The organism is Microbacterium pygmaeum (genome assembly GCF_900100885.1).
Taxonomy (GTDB): Bacteria; Actinomycetota; Actinomycetes; order Actinomycetales; family Microbacteriaceae; genus Microbacterium; species Microbacterium pygmaeum.
The window spans coordinates 2997921-3020369 of record NZ_LT629692.1 but is presented as its reverse complement, the minus strand read 5'-3'; the positions used below and the strand labels follow the sequence as shown (position 1 = coordinate 3020369).

Annotated in this window: 24 protein-coding genes; 14 read left to right on the top strand and 10 right to left on the bottom strand. The window is 69.8% G+C overall.

Going from position 1 to position 22449, the window contains the following annotated elements; genetic code table 11:
• Complete coding sequence (locus tag BLT19_RS14520) at nucleotides 1–624, bottom strand: DedA family protein (protein WP_091491665.1); 624 nt, start codon at nucleotides 622–624, stop codon at nucleotides 1–3.
• A gap of 139 nt (nucleotides 625–763) precedes the next feature.
• On the opposite strand from BLT19_RS14520, the gene BLT19_RS14515 reads away from it, so the two are divergent.
• Complete coding sequence (locus BLT19_RS14515; RefSeq protein ID WP_091491661.1) at nucleotides 764–2743, top strand: glycosyltransferase; 1980 nt, start codon at nucleotides 764–766, stop codon at nucleotides 2741–2743.
• Nucleotide 2744: 1 nt separating this feature from the next.
• On the opposite strand, the gene BLT19_RS14510 is transcribed toward BLT19_RS14515, so the two are convergent.
• Together BLT19_RS14510 and BLT19_RS14505 are read right to left on the bottom strand one after the other, a co-directional pair.
• A complete protein-coding gene (locus tag BLT19_RS14510; RefSeq protein ID WP_091491658.1) occupies nucleotides 2745–3431 on the bottom strand; it encodes a response regulator in 687 nt (228 codons plus the stop codon).
• Nucleotides 3428–4699 carry a sensor histidine kinase gene (locus tag BLT19_RS14505; protein ID WP_091494096.1) on the bottom strand — a complete coding sequence of 424 codons (1272 nt, stop codon included), beginning with the start codon at nucleotides 4697–4699 and terminating at the stop codon, nucleotides 3428–3430. Before BLT19_RS14505 ends, BLT19_RS14510 begins: the two co-directional genes overlap by 4 nt.
• A 141-nt stretch (nucleotides 4700–4840) precedes the next feature.
• On the opposite strand from BLT19_RS14505, the gene BLT19_RS14500 reads away from it, so the two are divergent.
• A complete protein-coding gene (locus BLT19_RS14500) occupies nucleotides 4841–6295 on the top strand; it encodes a cation:dicarboxylate symporter family transporter (protein WP_172825639.1) in 1455 nt (484 codons plus the stop codon).
• 57 nt (nucleotides 6296–6352) lie between these two features.
• Here BLT19_RS14500 and BLT19_RS17705 read toward each other — a convergent pair whose 3' ends face one another.
• Nucleotides 6353–6490 (bottom strand): hypothetical protein, encoded by a 138-nt coding sequence (locus BLT19_RS17705; RefSeq protein WP_157681867.1) that lies wholly within the window; start codon nucleotides 6488–6490, stop codon nucleotides 6353–6355.
• 11 nt (nucleotides 6491–6501) lie between these two features.
• Nucleotides 6502–6687 carry a DUF5302 domain-containing protein gene (locus BLT19_RS14495; RefSeq protein WP_091491655.1) on the bottom strand — a complete coding sequence of 62 codons (186 nt, stop codon included), beginning with the start codon at nucleotides 6685–6687 and terminating at the stop codon, nucleotides 6502–6504.
• Between the two features lie 326 nt (nucleotides 6688–7013).
• On the opposite strand from BLT19_RS14495, the gene BLT19_RS14490 reads away from it, so the two are divergent.
• The 3 genes from BLT19_RS14490 (at nucleotide 7014) to BLT19_RS14480 (ending at nucleotide 11481) form a co-directional block, all read left to right on the top strand.
• Nucleotides 7014–9317, top strand: a complete 2304-nt coding sequence (locus BLT19_RS14490) for a polyribonucleotide nucleotidyltransferase (protein ID WP_091491652.1) — start codon at nucleotides 7014–7016, stop codon at nucleotides 9315–9317.
• 426 nt (nucleotides 9318–9743) lie between these two features.
• Nucleotides 9744–10781, top strand: a complete 1038-nt coding sequence (locus tag BLT19_RS14485) for an aldo/keto reductase (RefSeq protein WP_091491649.1) — start codon at nucleotides 9744–9746, stop codon at nucleotides 10779–10781.
• A gap of 97 nt (nucleotides 10782–10878) precedes the next feature.
• Nucleotides 10879–11481 carry a histidine phosphatase family protein gene (locus BLT19_RS14480; RefSeq protein ID WP_091491646.1) on the top strand — a complete coding sequence of 201 codons (603 nt, stop codon included), beginning with the start codon at nucleotides 10879–10881 and terminating at the stop codon, nucleotides 11479–11481.
• A gap of 13 nt (nucleotides 11482–11494) precedes the next feature.
• Here the strand turns inward: BLT19_RS14480 and BLT19_RS14475 are convergent, their stop codons facing one another.
• Nucleotides 11495–11977, bottom strand: coding sequence for a GNAT family N-acetyltransferase (locus BLT19_RS14475; protein WP_091491643.1), 483 nt, complete (start codon nucleotides 11975–11977; stop codon nucleotides 11495–11497).
• Between the two features lie 22 nt (nucleotides 11978–11999).
• Here BLT19_RS14475 and dapB point away from each other — a divergent pair, with 22 nt between their 5' ends.
• Complete coding sequence (dapB, locus tag BLT19_RS14470) at nucleotides 12000–12815, top strand: 4-hydroxy-tetrahydrodipicolinate reductase (RefSeq protein ID WP_091491641.1); 816 nt, start codon at nucleotides 12000–12002, stop codon at nucleotides 12813–12815.
• Nucleotides 12812–13285 (top strand): tetratricopeptide repeat protein, encoded by a 474-nt coding sequence (locus tag BLT19_RS14465; RefSeq protein WP_091491638.1) that lies wholly within the window; start codon nucleotides 12812–12814, stop codon nucleotides 13283–13285. Before dapB ends, BLT19_RS14465 begins: the two co-directional genes overlap by 4 nt.
• Here the strand turns inward: BLT19_RS14465 and BLT19_RS14460 are convergent.
• The 4 genes from BLT19_RS14460 to BLT19_RS14445 form a co-directional block, all read right to left on the bottom strand.
• Nucleotides 13282–14229 carry a TIGR01777 family oxidoreductase gene (locus BLT19_RS14460; RefSeq protein WP_231917674.1) on the bottom strand — a complete coding sequence of 316 codons (948 nt, stop codon included), beginning with the start codon at nucleotides 14227–14229 and terminating at the stop codon, nucleotides 13282–13284. The genes BLT19_RS14465 and BLT19_RS14460 overlap by 4 nt on opposite strands.
• Nucleotides 14222–14647, bottom strand: a complete 426-nt coding sequence (locus BLT19_RS14455; protein ID WP_091491631.1) for an OsmC family peroxiredoxin — start codon at nucleotides 14645–14647, stop codon at nucleotides 14222–14224. Before BLT19_RS14455 ends, BLT19_RS14460 begins: the two co-directional genes overlap by 8 nt.
• Nucleotides 14648–14753: 106 nt before the next feature.
• Nucleotides 14754–15356, bottom strand: coding sequence for a DUF4395 domain-containing protein (locus BLT19_RS14450; protein WP_091491629.1), 603 nt, complete (start codon nucleotides 15354–15356; stop codon nucleotides 14754–14756).
• The gene (locus BLT19_RS14445; RefSeq protein WP_091491627.1) at nucleotides 15349–15786 is read right to left on the bottom strand and encodes a TlpA family protein disulfide reductase; all 438 of its coding nucleotides are present in this window, start codon (nucleotides 15784–15786) and stop codon (nucleotides 15349–15351) included. Before BLT19_RS14445 ends, BLT19_RS14450 begins: the two co-directional genes overlap by 8 nt.
• Before the next feature lie 119 nt (nucleotides 15787–15905).
• Between BLT19_RS14445 and BLT19_RS14440 the strand changes: the two genes are divergently transcribed.
• The 7 genes from BLT19_RS14440 to BLT19_RS14410 all read left to right on the top strand — a co-directional run bounded on the left by BLT19_RS14440 (nucleotide 15906) and on the right by BLT19_RS14410 (nucleotide 22413).
• Nucleotides 15906–16715 carry a thymidylate synthase gene (locus BLT19_RS14440; protein WP_091491625.1) on the top strand — a complete coding sequence of 270 codons (810 nt, stop codon included), beginning with the start codon at nucleotides 15906–15908 and terminating at the stop codon, nucleotides 16713–16715.
• Nucleotides 16712–17263, top strand: a complete 552-nt coding sequence (locus BLT19_RS14435; protein WP_091491622.1) for a dihydrofolate reductase — start codon at nucleotides 16712–16714, stop codon at nucleotides 17261–17263. Before BLT19_RS14440 ends, BLT19_RS14435 begins: the two co-directional genes overlap by 4 nt.
• 10 nt (nucleotides 17264–17273) lie before the next feature.
• The gene (locus tag BLT19_RS14430; RefSeq protein ID WP_091491618.1) at nucleotides 17274–18038 is read left to right on the top strand and encodes an SDR family NAD(P)-dependent oxidoreductase; all 765 of its coding nucleotides are present in this window, start codon (nucleotides 17274–17276) and stop codon (nucleotides 18036–18038) included.
• Nucleotides 18039–18074: 36 nt separating this feature from the next.
• Entirely contained in the window at nucleotides 18075–19052 is a 978-nt protein-coding gene (gene dapA / locus BLT19_RS14425; protein ID WP_091491615.1) for a 4-hydroxy-tetrahydrodipicolinate synthase, read from the top strand.
• 70 nt (nucleotides 19053–19122) lie between these two features.
• A complete protein-coding gene (locus BLT19_RS14420) occupies nucleotides 19123–20799 on the top strand; it encodes a ribonuclease J (protein WP_091491613.1) in 1677 nt (558 codons plus the stop codon).
• Between the two features lie 97 nt (nucleotides 20800–20896).
• On the top strand, nucleotides 20897–21898 hold the full coding sequence (locus BLT19_RS14415) for an IS481 family transposase (RefSeq protein ID WP_157681866.1): 1002 nt from the start codon (nucleotides 20897–20899) through the stop codon (nucleotides 21896–21898).
• Nucleotides 21899–21921: 23 nt separating this feature from the next.
• Complete coding sequence (locus BLT19_RS14410; RefSeq protein ID WP_091491607.1) at nucleotides 21922–22413, top strand: GNAT family N-acetyltransferase; 492 nt, start codon at nucleotides 21922–21924, stop codon at nucleotides 22411–22413.
• The last annotated feature ends 36 nt before the right edge of the window (nucleotides 22414–22449 follow it).

Genomic DNA, 22449 nt, shown 5'->3' with positions numbered 1-22449 from the left:
TCAGTCCCGGACGACATCCCGCTCCGCCGGCGGGCGCGGGCGTCGCCAGCGCCGGGCCAGGACGGCATCGAGGAGCAGCCCTGCGAGCAGGGCGACGACGATCGAGACGACGACGGCCAGCAGCGGCGAGCCGGGAAGCAGATGGGCCACGACCGCGCCGATGAAGGCCTGATAGAGCGCCCAGACCACGGCCGCTCCGGCCGCGAAGAGGACGTAGCGCGGGGCCGGCACGCGACTCGCCCCTGCCGTCAGGTTGACAGCGAGACGCCCGAACGGAATGAACCGCGCGCTGAAGAGCACCGCGGCGGTGCTGCGATCCAGCCGCGTGCGCGCCCAGCCGAACGCCGCGACCACCCGCGGCCGGCGCATCCACGCCCAGCGGTCCAATCCGGTGCGGCGTCCGATCAGATAGCAGATCACGTCTCCGCTGAGAGCAGCGGCGGCTGCGACGGCGACCACTCCGACCAGCGACGGCTGTCCCTGAGCGACGGAAAGCGCCGCGAACGCGGTCACGGCCGTCTCGCCGGGGATGATGACCAGGAACGCGTCGCCCAGCACCAGCAGGAACAGCACGGGCAGCGCCCACACGCTGCTCGCGAGCTGGGCCAGCATCTCCTCCACCACCCGTCCTGGGTAGCATCCGTGGATGAACGGCGACGAAACGGCGCACGTCCGGTGACGCGGGCGGGTGCATCCGGTGAACTCTGGACGAAGGGCGCCCTTCCGCGGCATCCGCTCGTCGCTGGACCCTCACCCTGGGAACGTGAGAGTCGCGTTGCTTGCAGAATCGTTCCTCCCGCACATGAACGGCGTGACGGGATCGGTGCTCCACGTGCTCCGGCATCTGGAGCGACAAGGCCACCAGACGCTGGTGATCGCCCCCAAGGCCGGCGAGGTGACCGCCGACCTGCACGGAGCGCGCACCGCGCTCCTGCGCTCGGTCCCGCTGCCCTCCTACCCGCAGGTGCGCGTCGTCTTCGCGCGTGTCGCCCGCCTGGCCACGCTGCTGCGAGCGTTCGATGCGGACGTGCTGCACCTCGCGTCGCCGTTCGTCCTGGGCTGGCAGGGCGTCGTCGTGGCCGATGCGCTGTGCATCCCGTCGGTCGCCGTGTACCAGACCGACGTGATCGCCTACGCGCAGAAATACGGCATTCCGCAGGCGAGCGCGTTCGCGGCATCGCACACCGCGCGCCTGCACCGCCGCGCCACCCTCACCCTGGCTCCCTCGACGTCGGCGATCCAGCAGCTCGAAGGCCTCGGCGTCGACCGCCTCCGTCGCTGGGGTCGCGGCGTGGACGCCGAACGGTTCCGCCCGGAGCGACGCAGCGAGCACTGGAGGGGTCGGGTCGCCGCCGGCGGCGAGACCATCGTCGGCTACGTCGGACGCCTCGCCCCCGAGAAGCAGGTCGAGGATCTGATCGCGCTGCGCGACCTGCCGGGCGTGCGCCTCGTGATCGTGGGCGACGGCCCGTCCCGAAGCGCGCTCGAGAGGGCGCTTCCCGGCGCCGTCTTCACCGGTCACCTGTCCGGGACGGAACTGGCGGAGACGCTGGCGAGCTTCGACGTGTTCGTCCATCCCGGCGAGAGCGAGACGTTCGGCCAGACGATCCAGGAGGCGCTGGCAAGCGGCGTCCCGGTGGTGGCCACCGGGCGAGGCGGCCCGGTCGACCTCGTCCGCAGCAGCGTCGACGGCTGGCTCTACCGACCGGGCGACGTCGCGGACCTCCGCGCTCGGGTGTCCGACCTGGTGGGCGACCCGTCCAAGCGGCGCGCGTTCTCCGCCGCCGCCCGGGCTTCCGTGAAGGACCGCACGTGGGAGGCGCTGGGCGACCAGCTCGTGGGCCATTACGAGGAGGCGCGGATGCTGCGGCCCATCGACGACGCGATGCTCGCGCGCTCGGTCACCCGACCGGCGGCCCCCTCGATCGCCGAGGCCGGCCCGGCACCTCGATGGAAGCGCTTCGTGGCGCTGGGGGACTCGCTGACCGAAGGGCTCTCCGACAGTTCGCGCATGCCGGCGGGGGAGTACCGCGGCTGGGCCGATCGTCTCGCGCAGCTGCTGGCCCACGGCAACGGCGGCAGCTCGCCGTTCCGGTACGCGAACCTCGCCATCCGCAGCAAGCGGATCCATCACCTGCTCACCGAGCAGCTGCCGGCTGCGCTGCAGATGCGGCCGGATCTCGTCTCGGTGTTCATGGGCGCCAACGACCTCGTCGGGCGTGGCGCCGATCCCCGGGCGCTCGCGCGAGAGCTCGAGGTGGGAGTGCGCAGCCTCCGGGATGCCGGCTGCGACGTCCTGCTGGTCACGCCGTTCCTCCCGCGTCGTCGTGCGGCGGTGCTGTTCGCGCGCACGTTCGCCGAGTTCAACTCGGAGCTGCGCCGCGTCGCGGCGGACACCGGCGCGCGCCTGCTCGATCTGGAGGCTCACCCGGAGATCGGCCACATCGACATGTGGGGCGCCGATCGCGTGCATCTGCGCTCCCGCGGGCATCGGTTCCTGGCTTACCGTGCGGCCGAAGCCCTCGGCGTGCCGCACGCCGAGGCGCTGGCCGATCTGGACGCGACGCTGCACATCGACGACGACGAGGCCGCAGGACCCGGCTGGCTGCGCGAGCACGCGGTGCCCTGGGTGTGGCGCCGCCTGCACGGGCGCACCGCCGGTGACGGGCGTTCCGCGAAGCACGCGGACTACGTGCTCATCGAACGCCCCGGCTCGACGCGCTCGGTTCCGGCGCCGAGCTGATTCAGAGCGCCCGCCAGCGGTACTCGGTCTCGGGTCTGCCCGGCGTCCCGTAGCGGGGCGCCCGCAGCACCAGCCCGGTCTCCGCGAGATGCTCCAGGTAGCGCCGGACCGCGACCCGCGACATCCCGAGCTCCTCCGCCGCCTCGGCCGCCGACAGCGCGCCCGCTGCGCGGACGCCCTCGCTCACACGATCGAGGGTCTCCGCCGACAGTCCTTTGGGCAACGGAGCGGATGCCGCGGGCCGCAGCGCGCCGAACATCGCATCGATCTCGGACTGAGTGGCAGGACCCGACGCCTCCCGCGCGCGCCGCCGATAGGCCTCGTACTGCATCAGTCGCTCACGGAACACCGCGAACGGAAACGGCTTGACCAGATACTGCGCGACCCCGAGGCCCACCATCTGACGGACGACGTCGGCGTCCCGTACCCCGGTCACCGCGATCACGTCGACGTCGGCGGCGCGGGCGCGCACGTGCCGCAGGACATCCAGGCCGGACCCGTCGGGCATCGTGACATCGAGCAGCACGAGGTCGATGCCGCCCGCGGGCGGGCGCTCGAGGATCGCCGAGACCGCCGCTCGGGCCCCGGTGCATTCGGCCGTCACCCGGAAGCCCTCGAGGCGCTCGATGTAGTTGCGGTGCAGCTCGAGGGTGAGCGCATCGTCGTCGACCAGCAGGACGGAGATCATCCGCGCCGCCCCGGCAGGATCGCTCGGAAGGTCGTCGGATCGGGGGAGTGGTCGATCGACCCGCCCGCGTCCTCGACGATTCCCCGCACGAGGGCCAGACCGACGCCGCGGCCGTCGGCTCCCGCCGGCTTCGTCGAGAATCCGTGCTCGAAGATGCGCTCGTGAAGTTCCAGGGGAACGCCCTCCCCCGAGTCGGACACCGTCACCGCCAGCGCGCCGCCCGATGCGGATGTGAAGATCACACGGACCCAGCGCGGCTCCGCGCCCGCGGCGGCCGCATCGACAGCGTTGTCGATCAGGTTGCCGACCACCGAGACCGCGTCGACCGGGCTCAGCGTGCTGCGCGGCGCGGCCGGATCGATCTCGGCGGTCCACTGCACGCCCCGCTCCCGCGCCTGGGCCGCTTTGCCCAGCAGCAGCGCCCCAACCGTGGGGTCGCCGTCGCGCCGCGCGGCCACCTGATCGACCAGCACCTGACTCTGACGCGATGTCTCGGTCAGGATCCCGATCGCCTCGGCCGTGCGACCGAGCTCGAGGAGTGCCACCGCCGTGTGCATGCGATTGCCGTGCTCATGGGTCTGCGCGCGCAGCGCCTCGCCGAGCGTGCGCACCGACTCGTACGACGACACCGCGTCGCGCACGGCGCTCGCCGGGAGGTCGCCGGCGATCCGACGGGTGAATCGTCCCGCGAACCACGCCGCGGCGATGCCGAACGCGGCGAGGGCGATCGCCACGGCGATCACGAACGGCAGCTGACCGACGACGCCGGAGCCGACGCTGCCGAGGGTGATCCCGGCGGAGACCAATGCCACCACGGCGCCGTCGGAGGTGACCGGCACCACCGAGCGCAGCGACGGTCCGAGCGTCCCGATCGCCTCCTCCGTCAGTTCCCGGCCCGCCAGCCCCGGTTCGATCGTGCCGAGGTAGGGCCTGCCGATCTGTGCAGGATCGGCATGGGTGAGGCGGATCCCGTCCGTCGTCATGATGGTCACGAAGTCGATCGGGGTCTGGGCCATGATCCGCTCGGCGACCGGCTGCAGCAGCGCTGTGGCCGCAGCATCCGATCCGGCCGTCACGGCCGTGACCACCTCGGGCATCTCGGCGATCGTGCGCGCGACGGCGAGCGTCACCGTCTCGGCCTCGGCGCGCTCGGTGGCCTGGGCCTGGAACGCCAGCAGCGCCGCGAGCAGGCAGGTGATGACCACGACGGCACCGAGGAAGGCGAGGAAGACGCGCGAGGCCGCACTCCCACCACCGCTGCCGGCCATCCGCTCCTCGCCTTCGATCCGCGTCGAGACCAATACGACCACAACCCCGGCCGCCCGGCACCCGTCGCCCACAGTAATCCCAGGACGGTCCGCGACCTGCGGTCCGAGAACAGCGAAGTTTCGATCCCTTCGGAGGCGATGATGGCTCAGATCCCCAGAACACAATCGTTCGCACTGCCCGGCTTCAACTGGCGGCGCGGCAAGACGTCGTGGGACAGGCACACCTGGCTCTACATCGCGGTGATCATCGCGGTGGTCGCCGGAGCCACGATCGGCCTGATCTGGCCGGATTTCGCCGTGGCACTGGAGCCGATCGGAAAGGGATTCGTCGCCCTGATCAAGATGATGATCGCTCCGATCATCTTCTGCACGATCGTCGTCGGGGTGGGATCGATCGCCAAGGCAGCCACGGTCGGCAAGATCGGCGGGCTCGCGCTGCTGTACTTCATGATCATGACCACCTTCGCGCTGGCGATCGGGCTTGTCGTGGGCAACCTCATCCACCCCGGTGAGGGCCTCAACATGACGAACTCGACCTACGACGCCGGCGCGACGGAGGCCAAGACGACGCAGGAGTTCATCCTCGGCATCATCCCGACGACCTTCTTCTCGGCGTTCACGGGTGAGAGCGTCCTGCAGGTGCTGTTCATCGCGCTCCTGGTCGGCTTCGCGCTGCAGAAGATGGGAGCCAAGGGCGAGCCCATCATGAACGCGGTGAAGCATCTGCAGGCGCTGGTCTTCCGCATCCTGGGCATGATCCTGTGGCTCGCGCCGCTCGGCGCGTTCGGGGCGATCGCCGCGGTGGTTGGCAAGACCGGGTTCGCGGCCATCGTGAGTCTTGGCGTGCTGATGATCGCGTTCTACATCACCTGCGCGCTGTTCGTCTTCGGGATCCTCGGCACGCTCCTGTACGCCGTCGCGCGGGTCAACATCTTCAGCCTCATGAAGTACCTGGCCCGCGAGTACCTGCTCATCGTGGGCACCTCGTCCTCCGAGTCGGCGCTGCCGCGCCTGATCGCCAAGATGGAGCACCTCGGCGTCTCCAAGCCGGTGGTGGGCATCACAGTGCCGACCGGCTACTCGTTCAACCTCGACGGCACGGCGATCTACCTCACGATGGCCTCGCTGTTCATCGCGGCCGGGATGGGCATGCCGATGTCGATCGGCGAGCAGATCGGACTGCTGCTGTTCATGGTCATCGCCTCCAAGGGAGCCGCGGGCGTCACCGGCGCGGGCCTTGCGACCCTCGCCGGCGGACTGCAGGCCTACCGCCCGGACCTCGTCGACGGAGTCGGCGTCATCGTCGGGATCGACCGCTTCATGTCCGAGGGGCGGGCCGTGACCAACTTCACCGGCAACGCGGTCGCGACGATCCTCATCGGCACCTGGACGAAGGAGATCGACAAGACGCAGGTGAACCGCGTCCTGGCCGGAGGCGACCCCTTCGACGAGTCGACGCTGTCGGGTGACGGCCACGACGGGATGTCCTCGGCGAAGGATGCCGTCGGGACGCAGGGCCTCGAAGAGGCCGTCGTCGCCGAGGAGCAGGCTGCGCGGGACCGCTCGCGCGAACGAGCGGGCGCCCTCAGCTCCTGACGTCCCCGGACAGCACGAAGCCCGCCTGCAGCGCAGGCGGGCTTCGTGGCGTCGTGGCTACTCAGCGCCCTCGGGCGGCAGATCGTCGGCCTCGACGTCTGCCCCGAGGGGCTCGGCGTCCGCGTCGGATCCGTCCAGGTCGGGCAGCTCGTCCGCCTCCTGGGAGATCTCCTGAAACGTGGGATCGAAGACCATCTCGGCTCCTCTCAGCCGCTCTTGCGACGGAACTCGCGCTTGGTCTGCGCGGCACCGTGCGCACCGTGGATCGACGAATCGCCGTCGAGGTGCGCCTCGCCCTCGCGGTGTTTCGCGTTCTTCTTGTCGAGCGCCTCTTTGAACTTGCGCTTCATGTCATCGGACGCTGCGGCGTCCGCTTCGTCATCGGTGCTCATGCCTCCACCCTAGATCCGGCGCGACCGCCCGGTACAGGCGGGACGGGGGACAGGGCGGATGCACGGATCACCCTGGTAGGCTCTGAAAGGTTGCCCCTGTGGCATCCGCTCAATTCAAAACTGAGCTCACGGAGCAGGCCGGCAGGAAGCTGGTCCCCTGTGGTGGTCTCCTCGTCGCATCGGCGCCGGGTGGGTTTCTACTGGTGGCCAGCGCTGGCAACATCCGCGCGATACGTTCGCGCGCGCCGATACCTGCCTGTTCCTGCTCCTTCGCACGCTCGCGCGTCACACGGACTCGCGAGCATAAACAAAGAAGGAGAGACCTCTTGGAAGGTCCTGAAATCACCGCAGCGGAAGCCGTTCTCGACAACGGCCGCTTCGGCACCCGCACCATCCGCTTCGAAACCGGCCGTCTCGCGCAGCAGGCGCAGGGCGCCGTCGCCGCCTACCTCGACGAGGAGACGATGCTCCTCTCGGCCACCAGCGCCGGGAAGCACCCGCGTGAAGGCTTCGACTTCTTCCCGCTGACCGTCGACGTGGAAGAGCGCTCGTACGCCGCAGGCAAGATCCCCGGCTCGTTCTTCCGCCGCGAGGGTCGCCCCTCGACCGAGGCGATCCTGGTGTGCCGTCTGATCGACCGCCCCCTGCGCCCGTCGTTCGTCGACGGCCTCCGCAACGAGGTCCAGATCGTCGTCACCGTCCTCTCGATCGCACCCGGCGAGTTCTACGACGCGCTGGCCATCAACGCCGCGTCGCTTTCGACCCAGATCTCCGGCCTGCCGTTCTCCGGCCCGATCGCCGGCGTCCGCCTCGCGCTCATCCCCGGCCACGGCGAGAACGCCGACCAGTGGATCGCGTTCCCGACTGTCACGCAGCTCGAAGAGGCCGTGTTCGACCTCATCGTCGCCGGTCGCGTCATCACGGATGCCGCAGGCAACGAAGACGTCGCGATCATGATGGTCGAGGCCGAGGCCACCGAAGGCTCCTGGAACCTGATCAAGGGCGGCGCCGTCAAGCCGAACGAGCAGGTCGTCGCCGAAGGCCTCGAGGCCTCGAAGCCCTTCATCAAGCAGCTGGTCGCCGCGCAGAACGTCGTCGCGAACACCGCGGCGAAGGAGATCAAGGAATTCCCGGTCTTCCTGCCCTACAGCCAGCAGACCTACGACTTCGTCGCCGGCCGCGCCTACGACAAGCTCGTCCCGATCTACCAGATCGCCGACAAGCAGGAGCGTCAGAACGCCGATGACGAGCTGAAGGACGCCGTCAAGGCGGAGCTGCTCGCCGCCGTCGAGTCGGGCGAACTGCCCGCCGTCGCCACGCTGGAGTTCTCGGCCGCCTACAAGTCGGTCACCAAGGTGATCGTCCGCGGTCGCATCCTCTCCGAGGGCGTCCGCATGGACGGCCGGGGCCTGGCCGACATCCGACCGCTCGACGCCGAGGTGCAGGTCATCCCGCGCGTCCACGGCTCGGCGATCTTCCAGCGCGGCGAGACCCAGATCCTGGGTGTCACCACGCTGAACATGCTCAAGATGGAGCAGCAGATCGACTCGCTGTCGCCGGTCACGCACAAGCGCTACATGCACCACTACAACTTCCCGCCGTATTCGACCGGTGAGACCGGCCGCGTCGGCAGCCCGAAGCGTCGCGAGATCGGCCACGGCTTCCTGGCCGAGCGCGCGCTCGTGCCGGTGCTGCCCAGCCGCGAGGAGTTCCCGTACGCGATCCGTCAGGTGTCCGAGGCGCTCGGCTCCAACGGCTCGACGTCGATGGGCTCGGTGTGCGCGTCGACCCTGTCACTGCTGAACGCGGGTGTGCCGCTGCGCGCGCCCGTCGCCGGTATCGCGATGGGTCTGGTCTCGGACGAGGTCGACGGCCAGACGCGCTACGCCGCACTGACCGACATCCTGGGCGCCGAGGACGCGCTCGGCGACATGGACTTCAAGGTCGCCGGGACGAGCGAGTTCGTCACCGCCATCCAGCTCGACACGAAGCTCGACGGCATCCCGTCGTCCGTGCTCACCGCCGCGCTGCAGCAGGCCCATGAGGCCCGCCTGACGATCCTCGGCGTGCTCAACGCCGCGATCGACAGCCCGGACGAGATGGCTCCGACCGCGCCCCGCGTGATCAGCGTCCAGATCCCGGTCGACAAGATCGGCGAGCTGATCGGCCCCAAGGGCAAGACGATCAACGCCATCCAGGACGAGACCGGCGCGCAGATCTCGATCGAGGAGGACGGCACCGTCTACATCGGCGCGACCGACGGCCCCTCGGCAGAGGCAGCCCGTGCCCAGGTCAACGCGATCGCCAACCCCACCAACCCGGAGGTCGGCGAGCAGTTCCTCGGCACCGTGGTGAAGCTGGCGACCTTCGGTGCCTTCATCTCGCTGCTGCCCGGCAAGGACGGACTGCTGCACGTCAGCGAGGTCCGCAAGCTCGCCGGTGGCAAGCGCGTGGAGAACGTCGAGGACGTGCTCAACGTGGGTCAGAAGATCCTCGTGAAGATCACGAAGATCGATGACCGCGGCAAGCTGTCGCTCGAGCCGGTCCTCGAGGAGCCCGCCGACCAGGAGGGCCGCGCCGCGGCCAGCCCCGGTCCTCAGGACCCCGCAGAGGGCCCGGTCGAAGGCTGATCTCCGTCTGATCGTGCGGCGCGCGCCCGCGCGCGGCGCAATCCGGATGCCCGCTTCCTCGTCGAGGGAGCGGGCATTCGTGCGTGACGCGGGCCGACCATCGCGTGGGGCGCCGCGTCGGGGTGGCACTCGTCGTGGGCTGCGGGCTGCGGAGGCGGCGTGTTGTGTCACCTCGGGCGCGGGGCGCCGCCTGCAGGTGTCAGTTGTGGTGGCTTGCGACCCGCGGATCCCGCAGTTGCTGCCACCTCGGTCGCGCAGCGGCGCGCAGAGGCGTCAGTCGTGATGCAAGCGTTATGGAATATTTACCGACAGGTCGCCTGAATGACCGGGCGCGTCGGCGGCCTGGCTTACCCTTTGAGTACACGCCGGGGGGCGTGCATACGAGTTCACGGGGCGTGGCGACACGTCGGCGTGAGGGGGTGGGACATGGCTGTTTTCGGCGTACGCTCGGCCGTCTCCTCGGAGAGCCTGCCTCCCGTCCCGCTCGCCGGTGACGTCCACCCGTCGGCGCCGATCCCCGTGCAGGGTCCGTCTGTCGGCTCGAACGTCCGCGTCGATCTCGGTGAGAGCGGCTCGAAGGTCTTCCCGCTCATCCTCGGCGGCGCCGAGTTCGGGTGGAACGTCGACCTCGAATCCAGCCACGAGATCCTCGACGCGTACGTCGAACGTGGCGGAAACGCGGTGCACACCGCGGACAGCTTCGCGGGCGGGCGCAGCGAGCACATCATCGGCCAGTGGCTGCACTCCCGCGGCCTGCGCGATGACGTGACCCTCGCCGTCCGCGTGGGCGGCCACCCCGACAACCCCGGCCTGGGGCCGGTCAACCTGGTCCGCGCGGTGGAGGCCTCGCTCACGCGCCTGCGCACCGATCGCATCGATGTGCTGTATCTGGATGCCGCGGGCCGCGGTGCTCCCGAGCTGGAGGACACGCTGGCCACCGCCGAGTGGCTGGTCGAATCCGGCAAGGCCCGTGCGCTGGGGGCTGCGGGCTTCACGGCGGCGCAACTCGTCGAGGCCCGCATCCTGGCCTCGGCCGGCTACCCGCGGATCACCGTCCTGGACGTGCCGTTCAACGTCCTGCGCCGGCACGAATTCGATTCCGATCTGCGACTGGTCGCCGGCGCGCAGGCCATGGCCGTCACGCCGTCGCACGCGCTCGAGCACGGGTTCCTCGCCGGACGACAGCGGACCCGCAGTCGCGGTGGGCTGTCGGTGCGGGGGGCCCAGATCGCGGCGAACCTCAACCGGCGCGGCAGCCGCACGCTTCGGGCCCTCGATGCCGTCGGCACCGAACTCGGCGTTCCGGATGCGGCAGTCGCGGTCGCCTGGCTGCTCGCACAGAAGCTCGTCACCGCGCCGATCATCAACGCGTTCGCGCCGCAGCACGTGGAAGAGCTCGTCCAGGGCGTCGGCGTGCGACTCAGCCGCAGCCAGCTCGCCGACATCGCCCGAGCGGCGGAGTAGATCACGACGACGGCAGGCTCCGGCATGCCGCGACGGGTGTGACGTAGGGTTGAACCGTGCCTCGAGCACGTGATTTCCTCCGACGAAGTGAGCTGGCGTGACGCACTACATCTACCTCGTGCGGCACGGAGAACATCAGGACGCCGAGCACGGTCTGGTCGATGGTCCGCTCTCGCCTCGAGGTCGTCGCCAGGCCGCCCTGCTGGCCGATCGGCTGTCGGGGGTGCCCTTCGACGCCGTTTGGCACTCGCCGCTCGAGCGCGCCAGCCAGACGGCTCGCGCGGTCGCGGAACGGATGCCGTCGGTCACGCCGATCCCCTCGGCGCTGCTGTTCGACTGCGTGCCGACCGGCATGACCGAGGAGACGCCGGCGGTGTACGAGCCGTTCTTCGGAAGCATCACAGAGGCTGAGATCGAGGCCGGTCGCGCGCAGATGGCCGATGCGGTCAGTGAGCACCTCGTGCGCAAGAGCGGAGACGTGCACGAACTGCTGATCACCCACAACTTCGTCATCAGCTGGTTCGTACGCGAGGTCATGGGCGCACCTGAGTGGCGCTGGATGACGCTCAATCAGGCCCACTGCGGCCTGACGGTGATCTCGCAGCGGCAGGGGCGTCCGTGGACGCTGCTGGCCCACAACGACCTCGCGCATCTGCCGGTCGAGCTGCGGACCGGGCTGCCCGAGATCTACCCCGTCTGAACAGGGCGCCGGCTCAACCGGCGACGAGGGGTTTGCGATACCAGCGCGTCGCGTTCGGGTTGTCGTTGTAGGGTTCGGTCGCCGAGAACCCGGATGCCGCGTACAGGCCACCCGCCGCCTCCAGGCTGTGATGGGTGTCCAGGACGAGCTCGACGGCGCCGAACGCACGCGCCCGTCGCTCGAGGTCATCCAGCAGCAGACGACCCCACCCGCGCCCGCGGGTCTCCGGGCGCAGGTACAGGTGCTTGACCTCGTAGCGCACGCCGTCCGGCCCGTCGGCGACCCGCCTGATGCCCCCGCAGCCCACCGCCGTCGCCTCGTCGTCCAGCAGCAGGAGGAAGACGCCTGCCGGCGGCACGAACGACGCCGGGTCGGGGAAGGTGATCGCGTACGGCCGATTGAGGTGCGCGAAGCCGATCTCGCGAAGCGCGAAGTACTCGGTCAGGAGCGCATGCGCTTCGGGGGAGTCGACGGGCTCCGGACGCAGGATGACCATCCGACCAGCCTACGATGGGGGCATGACGACACGCGTGGCCCTCGTCGGCGGGACCGGCAAACTGGGCGGCATCATCCGCGACGTCGTCGACGCGGACGACGAGTTCGAGCTCGTCGCGGTGCTCTCCTCCTCTTCGTCGCTGACCGATCTCGACGGCGCAGACCTCGTCGTCGACGCGTCCACTCCCGCCGTCTCGATCGATGTCGTGCGCGCCGCCGTGGAGCGGGGAATCAACGTCCTGGTCGGCACGTCGGGGTGGTCCGCGGAGCGGATCGCGCTGATCCGGCCCCTCCTGCAGGCCGCCGGGACGGGTGCGGTCTTCATCCCCAACTTCTCCCTCGGATCGGTGATCGGCACTGCCCTCGCCGCGGCCGCCGCCCCGTACTTCCCGTCGATCGAGATCGTCGAGGCTCACCGCGAGACGAAGGTCGACTCGCCCAGCGGCACCGCCGTGCGCACCGCGGAGGTCATCGCGGCCGCTCGAGCGGAGGTCGGTCCCGTCGAATCGCCGCACGTCGATCAGCGCGCGCGGGGGCAGCAGGTCGCGAGCGTGCCGATCCACTCGCTTCGCCGCCCCGGCGTCATCGCCCGCCAGGACGTGGTCCTCTCCGGCGCTGGGGAGTCGCTCACGATCACCCACGACACGATCGAGCCCGCCCTGGCGTACGGCCCCGGCATCCGTCTCGCGCTCCGCGCGGCACGCGACGCGACCGGTCTCGTCATCGGCCTGGACAGCTTCGTCGACATCGGCATCCGTCATCGCCGTGCGACGGACGCGGACCGCCGGGTCGACGAGGGCGGGGTTCCCAGTCAGGTCGCACGCGTCACCGGAGCATGAGCTCCCGCATCCTCGTCGTCGTGATGGCGGCGGTCCTGGCGCTGTACATCGCGCTCGTCGCGCAGCGCGCCTTCCTCCTGCTGGTCTCAGGGGAGCCGGTGCTCATCGCCATGGGCGCGGCGCTGGTCGTGCTGCCGCTCATCGCCGGATGGGCGCTCGGGCGCGAGCTGTGGTTCGGCTTCCGCGCCGAGCGCATCGCGCGTTGCCTCGAGATCGAGGGCGGACTTCCCGAGGAGGTCGTCACGGTGCGACCGAGCGGACGGGTGATGCGCGAGGACGGGGACGCGGTCTTCCCGGCCTTCCGCGCGGACGTCGAGCAGCACCCCGACGACTGGCGCGCCTGGTACCGCCTGGCGCTCGCCTACGACGCGGCCGGCGACCGGCGTCGCGCGCGGTCGTCGGTCCGGCAGTCGATCCGGCTCGAGGCCGCCGAGCGACGCGGTCGCCGCGGCGCGCCGCCCCGCGGCTAGGGCGCCGACGGTTCCTCGAGCGCCGTGACCGCGGCATCCACCGCCTGCTCGACCGTGGTGTGCTGGAAACGGAAGCCGGTGGATTCCAGCACGTTCGGCAGCACCGCCGCGTCCGTGGTCAACAGGCCCTCAGTGGCGTCCGGGCCGAGCACCAGCTTCAGCGCGAACACCGGTGCGCGCAGCAGATATGGGCGGTTCATCCGCACTGCGAGCGCGAACCCGAGGTCGTTCGCACTGGCGACGACCGGTCCCGAGAGGTTCACCGGGCCGGCGATCTCCGAGTCGATGACGTGCCGGATGGCGCGCACCTCGTCTTCCAGCGAGATCCAAGGCCACTTCTGCGTGCCGGATCCGATCGGCCCGCTGACCCCGAATCGCGTCAGCAGCAGAAGCGGTTTGAGTACGCCGTCCGGGTGCACGATCGGTGCCGTCCGCAGCAGCGCGACACGCGCGCGCTCACCCGCCGCTGAAGCCGCCCGTTCCCACTCGCCGCAGAGGTCGGCCAGGAACGTGTCGCCCTGCGGCGCGGTCTCGTCCAGCAGCGCACCCGGCGCCGAACCGTAGTAGCCGACCGCCGACGCGGAGACGAACGCAGGCGCATCGTCGCCGAGTTCGCGCACGGCGGTGGCCAGCGCACGCGTCGGTGCGATCCGCGACCGGAGCAGCGTGTTCTTGTACCGCGGCGTCCACGGGAATCGACCGATCGAAGCGCCGTTGAGTCCGACCACCGCGTCGGCGCCGGCGAGCACGCCGGGGTCGAGCGCACGCGAATCCGCGAGCCACTGCACCTCGTCCGGCGTCTCGGGCGGGCGCCGGACCAGTGTCGTGACCGCGACGCCGTCGGCGCGCAGGCTGGCGGCGAGCGCGATGCCGATCAGGCCCGATGCGCCGGCGAGGACGACCCTTCGGCCGGCCGCCGAAGCCGTCTCGGGGGAATCAGGCAAGCGTGGCCTCGAGCGTGATCTCGATGCCGGCGAGCGCCTTCGAGACCGGGCAGTTCGCCTTCGCATCGGCGGCGATGCGGTCGAAGTCGTCGCTGTCCAGGCCCGGGACCGTTGCGTTGACGTTCAGGTGGCTGCCGCTGATCCCGGTGCCGGGCGTGAAGGTGACCGATGCCGTGGTCTCGATCGACTCCGGAGGTGTGCCGTTCTCGCCCAGGGCGTGCGAGAGGGCCATGCTGAAGCATGACGCGTGCGCGGCGGCGATGAGCTCCTCCGGTGTCGTCACGGAGGTCGAGCCTTCGCTGCGGGCCTTCCAGTCGATCGGGAATGTGCCGATGCCCGACGAGCGGAATGCGACCGTCCCCGAGCCGTCGGCGAGGGCGCCCTTCCACTCGGTGGTGGCTTCACTGGTGACGCTCATTCGGGGCCTCCCGTTCGACGAGGCCCGCGGGTCGGGCCTCTCGCGGTCAGCCTATCCGCGGGCAGAAGCGATCGCGACGGGTTGACAGGTCGCTCGGAACCCGCGATCAGGCGGCGGCCGGGCGGCCTCGGCCGACGATCCCGGCGCGCTGGAGCACGAGGTACAGCTGGCAGCCCAGGCACAGGCCGAACACGGCGTTCAGGAACGCGGCGATGAACGCGGCGGCGGCGGCGATCGGCAGCGCCCACGGCACGCCGGTCAGCTGCAGGAGGAGGCCGATGCTGACCACGACGAGGCCGACGCCCTGGGCGAAACGCGGCGGGCGCGGATCCTCCAGGTCGGAGGGCGGGCCCAACCGCGGCTGGATCAGCTTCCGGTACAGGACTCCCCACGGCGCGCTCCGCGGGGACAGGACGCTCCACAGGAACAGCGCCCAGATGATCACCAGCAAGAGGAACGCGGGGTCGAGGATGCGCTGGGCGATCGTGGTGGCGGGCAGGACGAAGCCGGCTCCACCGGTGACGGAGCCCGCGCCGTCCTCCGGGACGACGCCGATGCGTCCGAGCGATGCCCAGCGTGCCGTGGAGAGGCCGGCGAGGCCGAGGAAGACGTCGATCAGGAGCAGCAGCGCGGTGATCCCGGCGGCGAACCGCGGTCCGCGCGGATCGATGCCCCGTGGCCGGGCTGCGGCATCGGCTCGCTCAGACAACCGCGGTCTCCGCGCTCAGTCGGTTCAGCTCGAGCTCGAGCACCTCGCGATTGGGGATGCCGCCGAACCGGGTCTGGATCGCGCCGTCGCTGTCCAGCACCAGCGTGGTCGGCGTCTGGAGGATGTGGAAGTGCTTCGCGATGTCCGGACGATTGGTGAGGTCGACATCCAGGTGCCGGACGCCCTCGTGGGAGTCGGCCACCTCGGCGAGCGTTCGGTGGACGCCGGGACAGCGCGCACACAGCTCAGTGCTGAACTGCAGGAGCGTCGCGGTCTCGCCGAGCGAGTCGGCACCGAGCCGCGTGGGCTCGACGACTTCGTGCGGGATGTGACGACGTGGGCGGCCCTGACGCCACTGGAGGAAGACGCCCAGGCCCACGGTGACCGCGAGAAGCACGGCCAGGCCGATGCATGCGTTCAGAAGCGTCACAACAGATGAGCGTAACTGCTTGCGCCTGAATGCAGGCGGGATGCCGTCATATGACGCGCGGATGAGGCATCCGGCGCGCGTCGGCCACCGGCATCCGATCCGGCGATACGATCGGTGCGATGTCTGCGACCCTTCCGACGCCCTACGAAGACCTGCTGCGCGACGTGCTCGAACACGGTGCGGTCAAGACCGACCGGACCGGCACGGGAACACGCAGCGTCTTCGGCCGCCAGCTCCGGTTCGATCTGTCGCAGGGTTTCCCGCTCGTGACGACGAAGCGCGTGCACCTCAAGTCGATCGTGTACGAGCTGCTGTGGTTCCTGCGCGGCGAATCCAACGTCGCGTGGCTGCAGGAGCACGGCGTGACCATCTGGGACGAATGGGCCGACGCCGAGGGCGAACTCGGACCCGTCTACGGCGTGCAGTGGCGCTCCTGGCCGACGCCGTCGGGGGAGACCATCGACCAGATCGCCGGCGTGATCGACGAGATCCGCCGGAATCCGGACTCGCGCCGGCTGATCGTCTCCGCATGGAACCCCGCCGACATCCCGGATATGGCGCTCGCCCCGTGTCACGCGCTCTTCCAGTTCTATGTGGCTGACGGCAGGCTGTCCTGTCAGCTCTACCAGCGCAGCGCCGACCTCTTCCTCGGTGTGCCGTTCAACATCGCCTCCTACGCGCTGCTGACCCACATGGTCGCGCAGCAGACCGGCCTCGATGTCGGCGACTTCGTCTGGACCGGCGGCGACTGCCACATCTACGACAACCACCTCGAACAGGTCGCCACGCAGCTCGAGCGCGAGCCCTTCGCGCCGCCGAGGCTGCGCATCGCGCGCACGCCCGATTCGATCTTCGACTACGAGTTCGACGACTTCGTGATCGAGGACTACCAGCATCACCCCGCGATCCGCGGCGCAGTCGCGGTATGACCCGGTCGCCGATCGACGCGCGGATCGGTCTGATCTGGGCGCAGGCCGAGGGCGGCGTGATCGGGCGCGACGGCGGCATGCCCTGGCACGTGCCCGAAGACCTCGCGCACTTCAAGGCGATCACCCTCGGCTCGCCGGTGGTCATGGGGCGCGCGACCTGGGACTCGCTCGGTGCCGAGTATCGTCCGCTGCCGGGCAGGCGCAACATCGTCGTCACCCGGCAGGCCGATTGGTCGGCACCCGGTGCCGAGGCCACGCACTCGATCGAGCAGGCCCTCCTGCTGGCTGCGCGCGACCGGCCGGAGACCATCTGGGTCATCGGCGGAGGTGCGATCTTCGGCGAGGTCCTCGATCGTGCGGACGTCCTGGAGGTGACACAGCTGCAGCACCCCGGAGGCTTCGCCGCAGAAGACGGCGACGTGCGCGCACCGCGGATCGATCCGGCCGTCTTCGCGTCGAGCCCGATGGAGCCCGGCGACGGGTGGGACACGTCGCGTTCCGGCATCCGCTACCGGTTCGTGCGATACGAGCGGATGCCGCCCGCCTAGGCTCGTCGGCATGGCCAGAACCGCAGTGATCACCGGAGCCAGCTCCGGACTCGGAGCCGAGTACGCCCGTCAGCTGGCGGCGCGCGGGACCGATCTCGTGCTCGTCGCCCGCGATAAGGACGCGCTGGAGATGCTCGCCCGCTCGATCCAGGATCGGTGGCGCGTGGACGTCGAGGTCCTCACGGCGGATCTGCTCGCCCGACGGACCCTCGAAAAGGTCGTGCGACGCCTGACCGATCCCGATCGGCCGATCGACATGCTCGTCAACAACGCCGGTTTCGGGCTGGCGCTCGAGTTCGAGCGGAACGACATCGAGGACGAGGTGCGCCACCTCGATCTGCACATTGAAGTGCCGATGCGGCTCACCCACGCGGTGCTCGAGCCGATGCTGCGCCGGGGCAGCGGCCGGATCGTGAACGTGGCCTCGGTCGCGGGCTTCATTCCGAGATCGACGTACGGCGCCTGCAAAGGATGGCTGATCAGCTTCAGCCGGTGGGCGAACGGGCGCTACGCGCCGCGCGGCGTCACGGTGACGGCGGTCTGCCCGGGCTTCACGCACACGAACTTCCACGAGCGGATGGGGCTGGCGCCGGGTCAGGAAGGCGTGCCCGACTGGATGTGGCTGCAGGCCCGCGACGTCGTCTCCGATTCGCTGCGCGACATCGCGCGCGGCAAGGCGGTCTCGGTCCCGTCGCTCCGGTACCGCCTGATCGTCGCCCTCATCCGATTCGTGCCTGCCGGGATCCTGGCCGGCGTCGGCACGCGCGGTCGCTGACCGGCGGCGTCCGCGCCGAGCCGATAGCCTGAGAGCATGACGCACACGGGCAACCCCTTCGGCCAGGTTCTGGTCGCGCTCGTCACCCCGATGACGGCCGACGGCGAGGTCGATTGGCCCGCGGTCGAGAAGCACATCGACGACGTCATCACCGACGGAGCCGACGGCATCGTGGTCACGGGCACCACCGGTGAGACCAGCACCCTGACCGACGCGGAGAAGATCCGCCTCGTCGAGGTCGGCAAGGACGTGGCGGCAGCGCGCGCCAAGATCATCACCGGCGGCGGATCCAACGAGACCGCGCACGCGATCGAGCTCTACAAGGCCAGTGAGAAGGTCGGCGCCGACGGCATCATGATCGTCACGCCGTACTACAACAAGCCGACCCAGGCCGGGGTCCTCACGCACTTCCGCCTCGTCGCCGATGCGACCGATCTGCCGGTCATCCTCTACGACATTCCAGGGCGCACCGGCGTGCCGATCCAGTACGAGACGATCCTGCGCATCGCCAAGCACCCCAACGTGCTGGCGATCAAGGACGCGAAGGGCGACTTCAGCGAAGTCAGCCGGGTCCTCAATCAGACCGACCTGATGTACTTCTCGGGCGACGACGCGAACGTGCTGCCGCACCTCTCGATCGGCGCAACGGGCCTGATCGGGGTGACCGCGAACATCGCTGCGCAGCCGTACCGCGTGATCGTCGATGCCGTGAACCGGGGCGATCTGACCGCCGCGACCACCGCGCACCGGCAGCTCGAGCCGCTCGTACGCGCCGTCATGACCCACGTGCCGGGCACCGTCTCGGCCAAGTACATCCTCCACGGGCTCGGGCGCATCGGCAGCCCTCGGGTGCGCCTGCCCCTCGTGGGCCCGGAGGAGTGGGAAGCGGCCAAGATCGAGGACGAGCTCGCGCTGGTGCGCGACGTGCCCGGCGTGGACTTCTCCAACTTCCGTCCCGACCGCAACGCCGCCGCTGGCGGCGCCCTCCCCAAGGTCTCAGGAACGACACGATGATGCGGCGCGCCCGCCACTGAGCGGAGCGCGCGCGAATGCGGATGCCGAGGCATCCGGAGGAAGGTGACTGATGTCCAGCACCGTGTACGACGCGCCCACGCTCGAGCCCGGCACCCTGCGGGTGACACCCCTGGGTGGTCTCGGTGAGGTCGGCCGCAACATGACCGTCTTCGAGTACGACGGGAAGCTCCTGATCGTCGACTGCGGCGTGCTCTTCCCCGAGGAGCACCAGCCCGGTGTCGACCTGATCCTGCCGGACTTCGAGCCGATCAAGAACCGGCTCGACGACGTGGTCGGCATCGTGCTCACGCACGGCCACGAGGACCACATCGGTGCCGTGCCCTACCTGCTCAAGCTCAAGCAGGACATCCCCCTGATCGGCTCCGGGCTGACCCTCGCGCTCATCGAGGCGAAGCTCAAAGAGCACCGCATCAAGGCGTACACGCTGACGGTCGCCGAAGGGCAGCACGAGAAGCTCGGCCCGTTCGACCTCGAATTCATCGCGGTGAACCACTCCATCCCCGACGCGCTCGCCGTCGCGATCCGCACGCCCGCCGGCCTCGTGCTCGCGACCGGCGACTTCAAGATGGATCAGCTGCCGCTAGATGGCCGCCTCACCGACCTGCGCGCCTTCGCGCGACTGGGTGAAGAGGGCGTGGACCTGTTCCTCGTCGACTCCACGAACGCGGACGTCCCCGGATTCACCCCGCTCGAGCGCAGCATCGGGCCCGTGCTCGACCAGGTGATCGGCAAAGCTCCGCGGCGCGTGATCGTCGCGAGCTTCTCCAGCCACGTGCACCGGGTGCAGCAGGTGCTGGATGCTGCGGCGGCGCACGGTCGCCGTGTCGCCCTGCTCGGGCGCAGCATGGTCCGAAACATGACGATCGCCGAGGACCTCGGCTACCTGCATGTTCCGGACGGCGTGCTCATCGACTACAAGAAGGCCCAGAACCTCCCGGACGACCAGATCGTCTACATGTCGACCGGCTCGCAGGGCGAGCCCATGGCGGTGCTTTCCCGCATGGCCAACCACGAGCACGCGATCGAGGTGGGGGAGGGCGACACGGTGATCCTCGCCTCGAGCCTGATCCCGGGCAACGAGAACGCCGTGTACCGCGTCATCGACGGGCTCACCAAGCTCGGCGCGACCGTGGTCCACAAGGGCAACGCGAAGGTCCACGTCTCGGGACACGCCGCCGCGGGCGAGCTGCTCTACTGCTACAACATCCTCAAGCCGAAGAACGTGCTGCCGGTCCACGGCGAGTACCGGCATCTGATCGCCAACGCGAAGCTCGCCCAGGACACCGGCGTCCCCGAGGGGAACACGATCATCGGGGAGAACGGCACCATCATCGACCTGAAGAACGGCGTCGCGAGCGTGGTGGGTCAGCTCGACCTCGGGTTCGTCTACGTCGACGGCTCCACGGTGGGCGAGATCACCGAAGCCGACCTGAAGGATCGACGGATCCTCGGCGAGGAGGGCTTCATCTCGGTGATCGTCGTCGTGGACGCCGCGACCGGCCGGATCATCACCGGCCCGGAGATCCACGCCCGCGGCTTCGCCGAGGACGACACGGTCTTCGACAGTGTGAAGCCCAAGATCGCCGCCGCGCTCGCGGAGTCCGCCCAGGCGGGAGTCCGCGACACGCACGCGCTGTCGCAGGTCGTCCGACGCGTGATCGGACGCTGGGTCAACCAGCAGCTGCGCCGCCGCCCGATGATCGTCCCGCTGGTCATCGAGGCCTAGCTGTATTTCCCCGTGACGTTGTGAACGGGTGAGGTAGGCGAAGACCTCCGGGAAGGATGTGGGTTACCACACTCGCATCCTGACCACGGAGGTCTTCGTGACTCACGCTAACGCGCCCTTGACGCCGATGGGGCGTCGTCGTTTGGTTGTTCTCGTCGTGGATCGGGGCTGGTCGTTGCGGCGGGCGGCGGAGCGGTTCCAGTGCTCGCCGGCGACGGCGAAGCGATGGGTGGACCGGTATCGGGCCGGTCTGCCGTTGACGGATCGCAGCTCGCGCCCCACGTCGTCGCCGAACCGGTTGCCGCGGAAGACGGAGCGGCGGATCGTGTCGTTACGGTTCACCCGCCGCTGGGGTCCGCACCGGATCGCGTATCACCTGCGACTGCACCGCTCGACGGTCGGCCGGGTGCTCGACCGGTATCGGATGCCGAAGCTCGTGACCGTCGACCAAGCCATCGGCCTCTCCGTCCGCAAGCCACCGCCGAAACGCTACGAGGTGGCAGCACCGGGCCAGCTGGTGCACGTGGACGTGAAGAAGCAGGGCCGGATCCCTGACGGCGGCGGGTGGCGGGCCCACGGGCGTGGATCAACGCAAGACCGCCACGCCGGGGTCGCGAGAGATCGTGCCGCTCGCCAAGGCGCTGCGGGCTCCCGCGGTTACCGATACTTGCACCACGCCGTCGACGACCACTCGAGGGTCGCGTACTCGGAGATCCTCGACGACGAACGCAAGGAGACCGCCGCCGCGTTCTGGATCCGTGCGAACGCGTTCTTCGCCGACCTCGGCGTGACCGTCACCGCCGTGATGACAGACAACGGCGCCTGCTACCGATCGCACGCGTTCGCGGCCGCGCTGGGCGCGAACGTGAAACATAAGTGGACCAAGCCCTATCGGCCGCAGACCAACGGGAAAGTCGAGCGCTTCAACCGCACCCTCGCCACCGAATGGGCCTACGCGAAGCCCTATACCGGCGAGACCGAACGAGAAGCCGCTTACGAGACCTGGCTGCATCACTACAATCACCACAGACCCCACACCGGCATCGGCGGAAAGACCCCCTCAGAACGCGTTCACAACGTCACGGGGAAATACACCTAGCACCCGCCCGGTAAAATCCGGGCATGGCAACCTTTCGCATCCGCCCGGCCGCACAGGCCGACGGAGCCTTCCTCGGCGACATGGTCGTCGAGGCCGCGAACTGGGGGCCTGGCGCCTACCGCCCGAAGCATCAGGTCCTGACCGCCTCGGAGCACAGCCGGTACGTCGCGGGCTGGATGCGTCCGAGCGACGCCGGCCACGTCGCGCTGGATGCGGCCGGTGAGCCGATCGGCGCCGCCTGGTACCGCCTCCTTCCGCGCAGCGACCCGGGCTTCGGCTACGTCGGCACCGGCGTGCCCGAACTCATCATCGGCGTCCGACCGATCTGGCGTGCCCACGGCGTCGGCAGAGCGCTGCTGCAGGCGCTCGCCCAGCAGGCGCGGACCGAGGGCTACGCACGGCTGAGCCTGAGCGTCGAACGCGGCAACTTCGCCGCGACGCTCTACCGCAGCGAGGGATTCGCCGTGACCCAGAGCGGAATCGGCCGCGACACCATGGTCAAGCGCCTCCGCTGAGATCGTCAGGGGCGGATGCCTCGGCCGCGTCGCTCC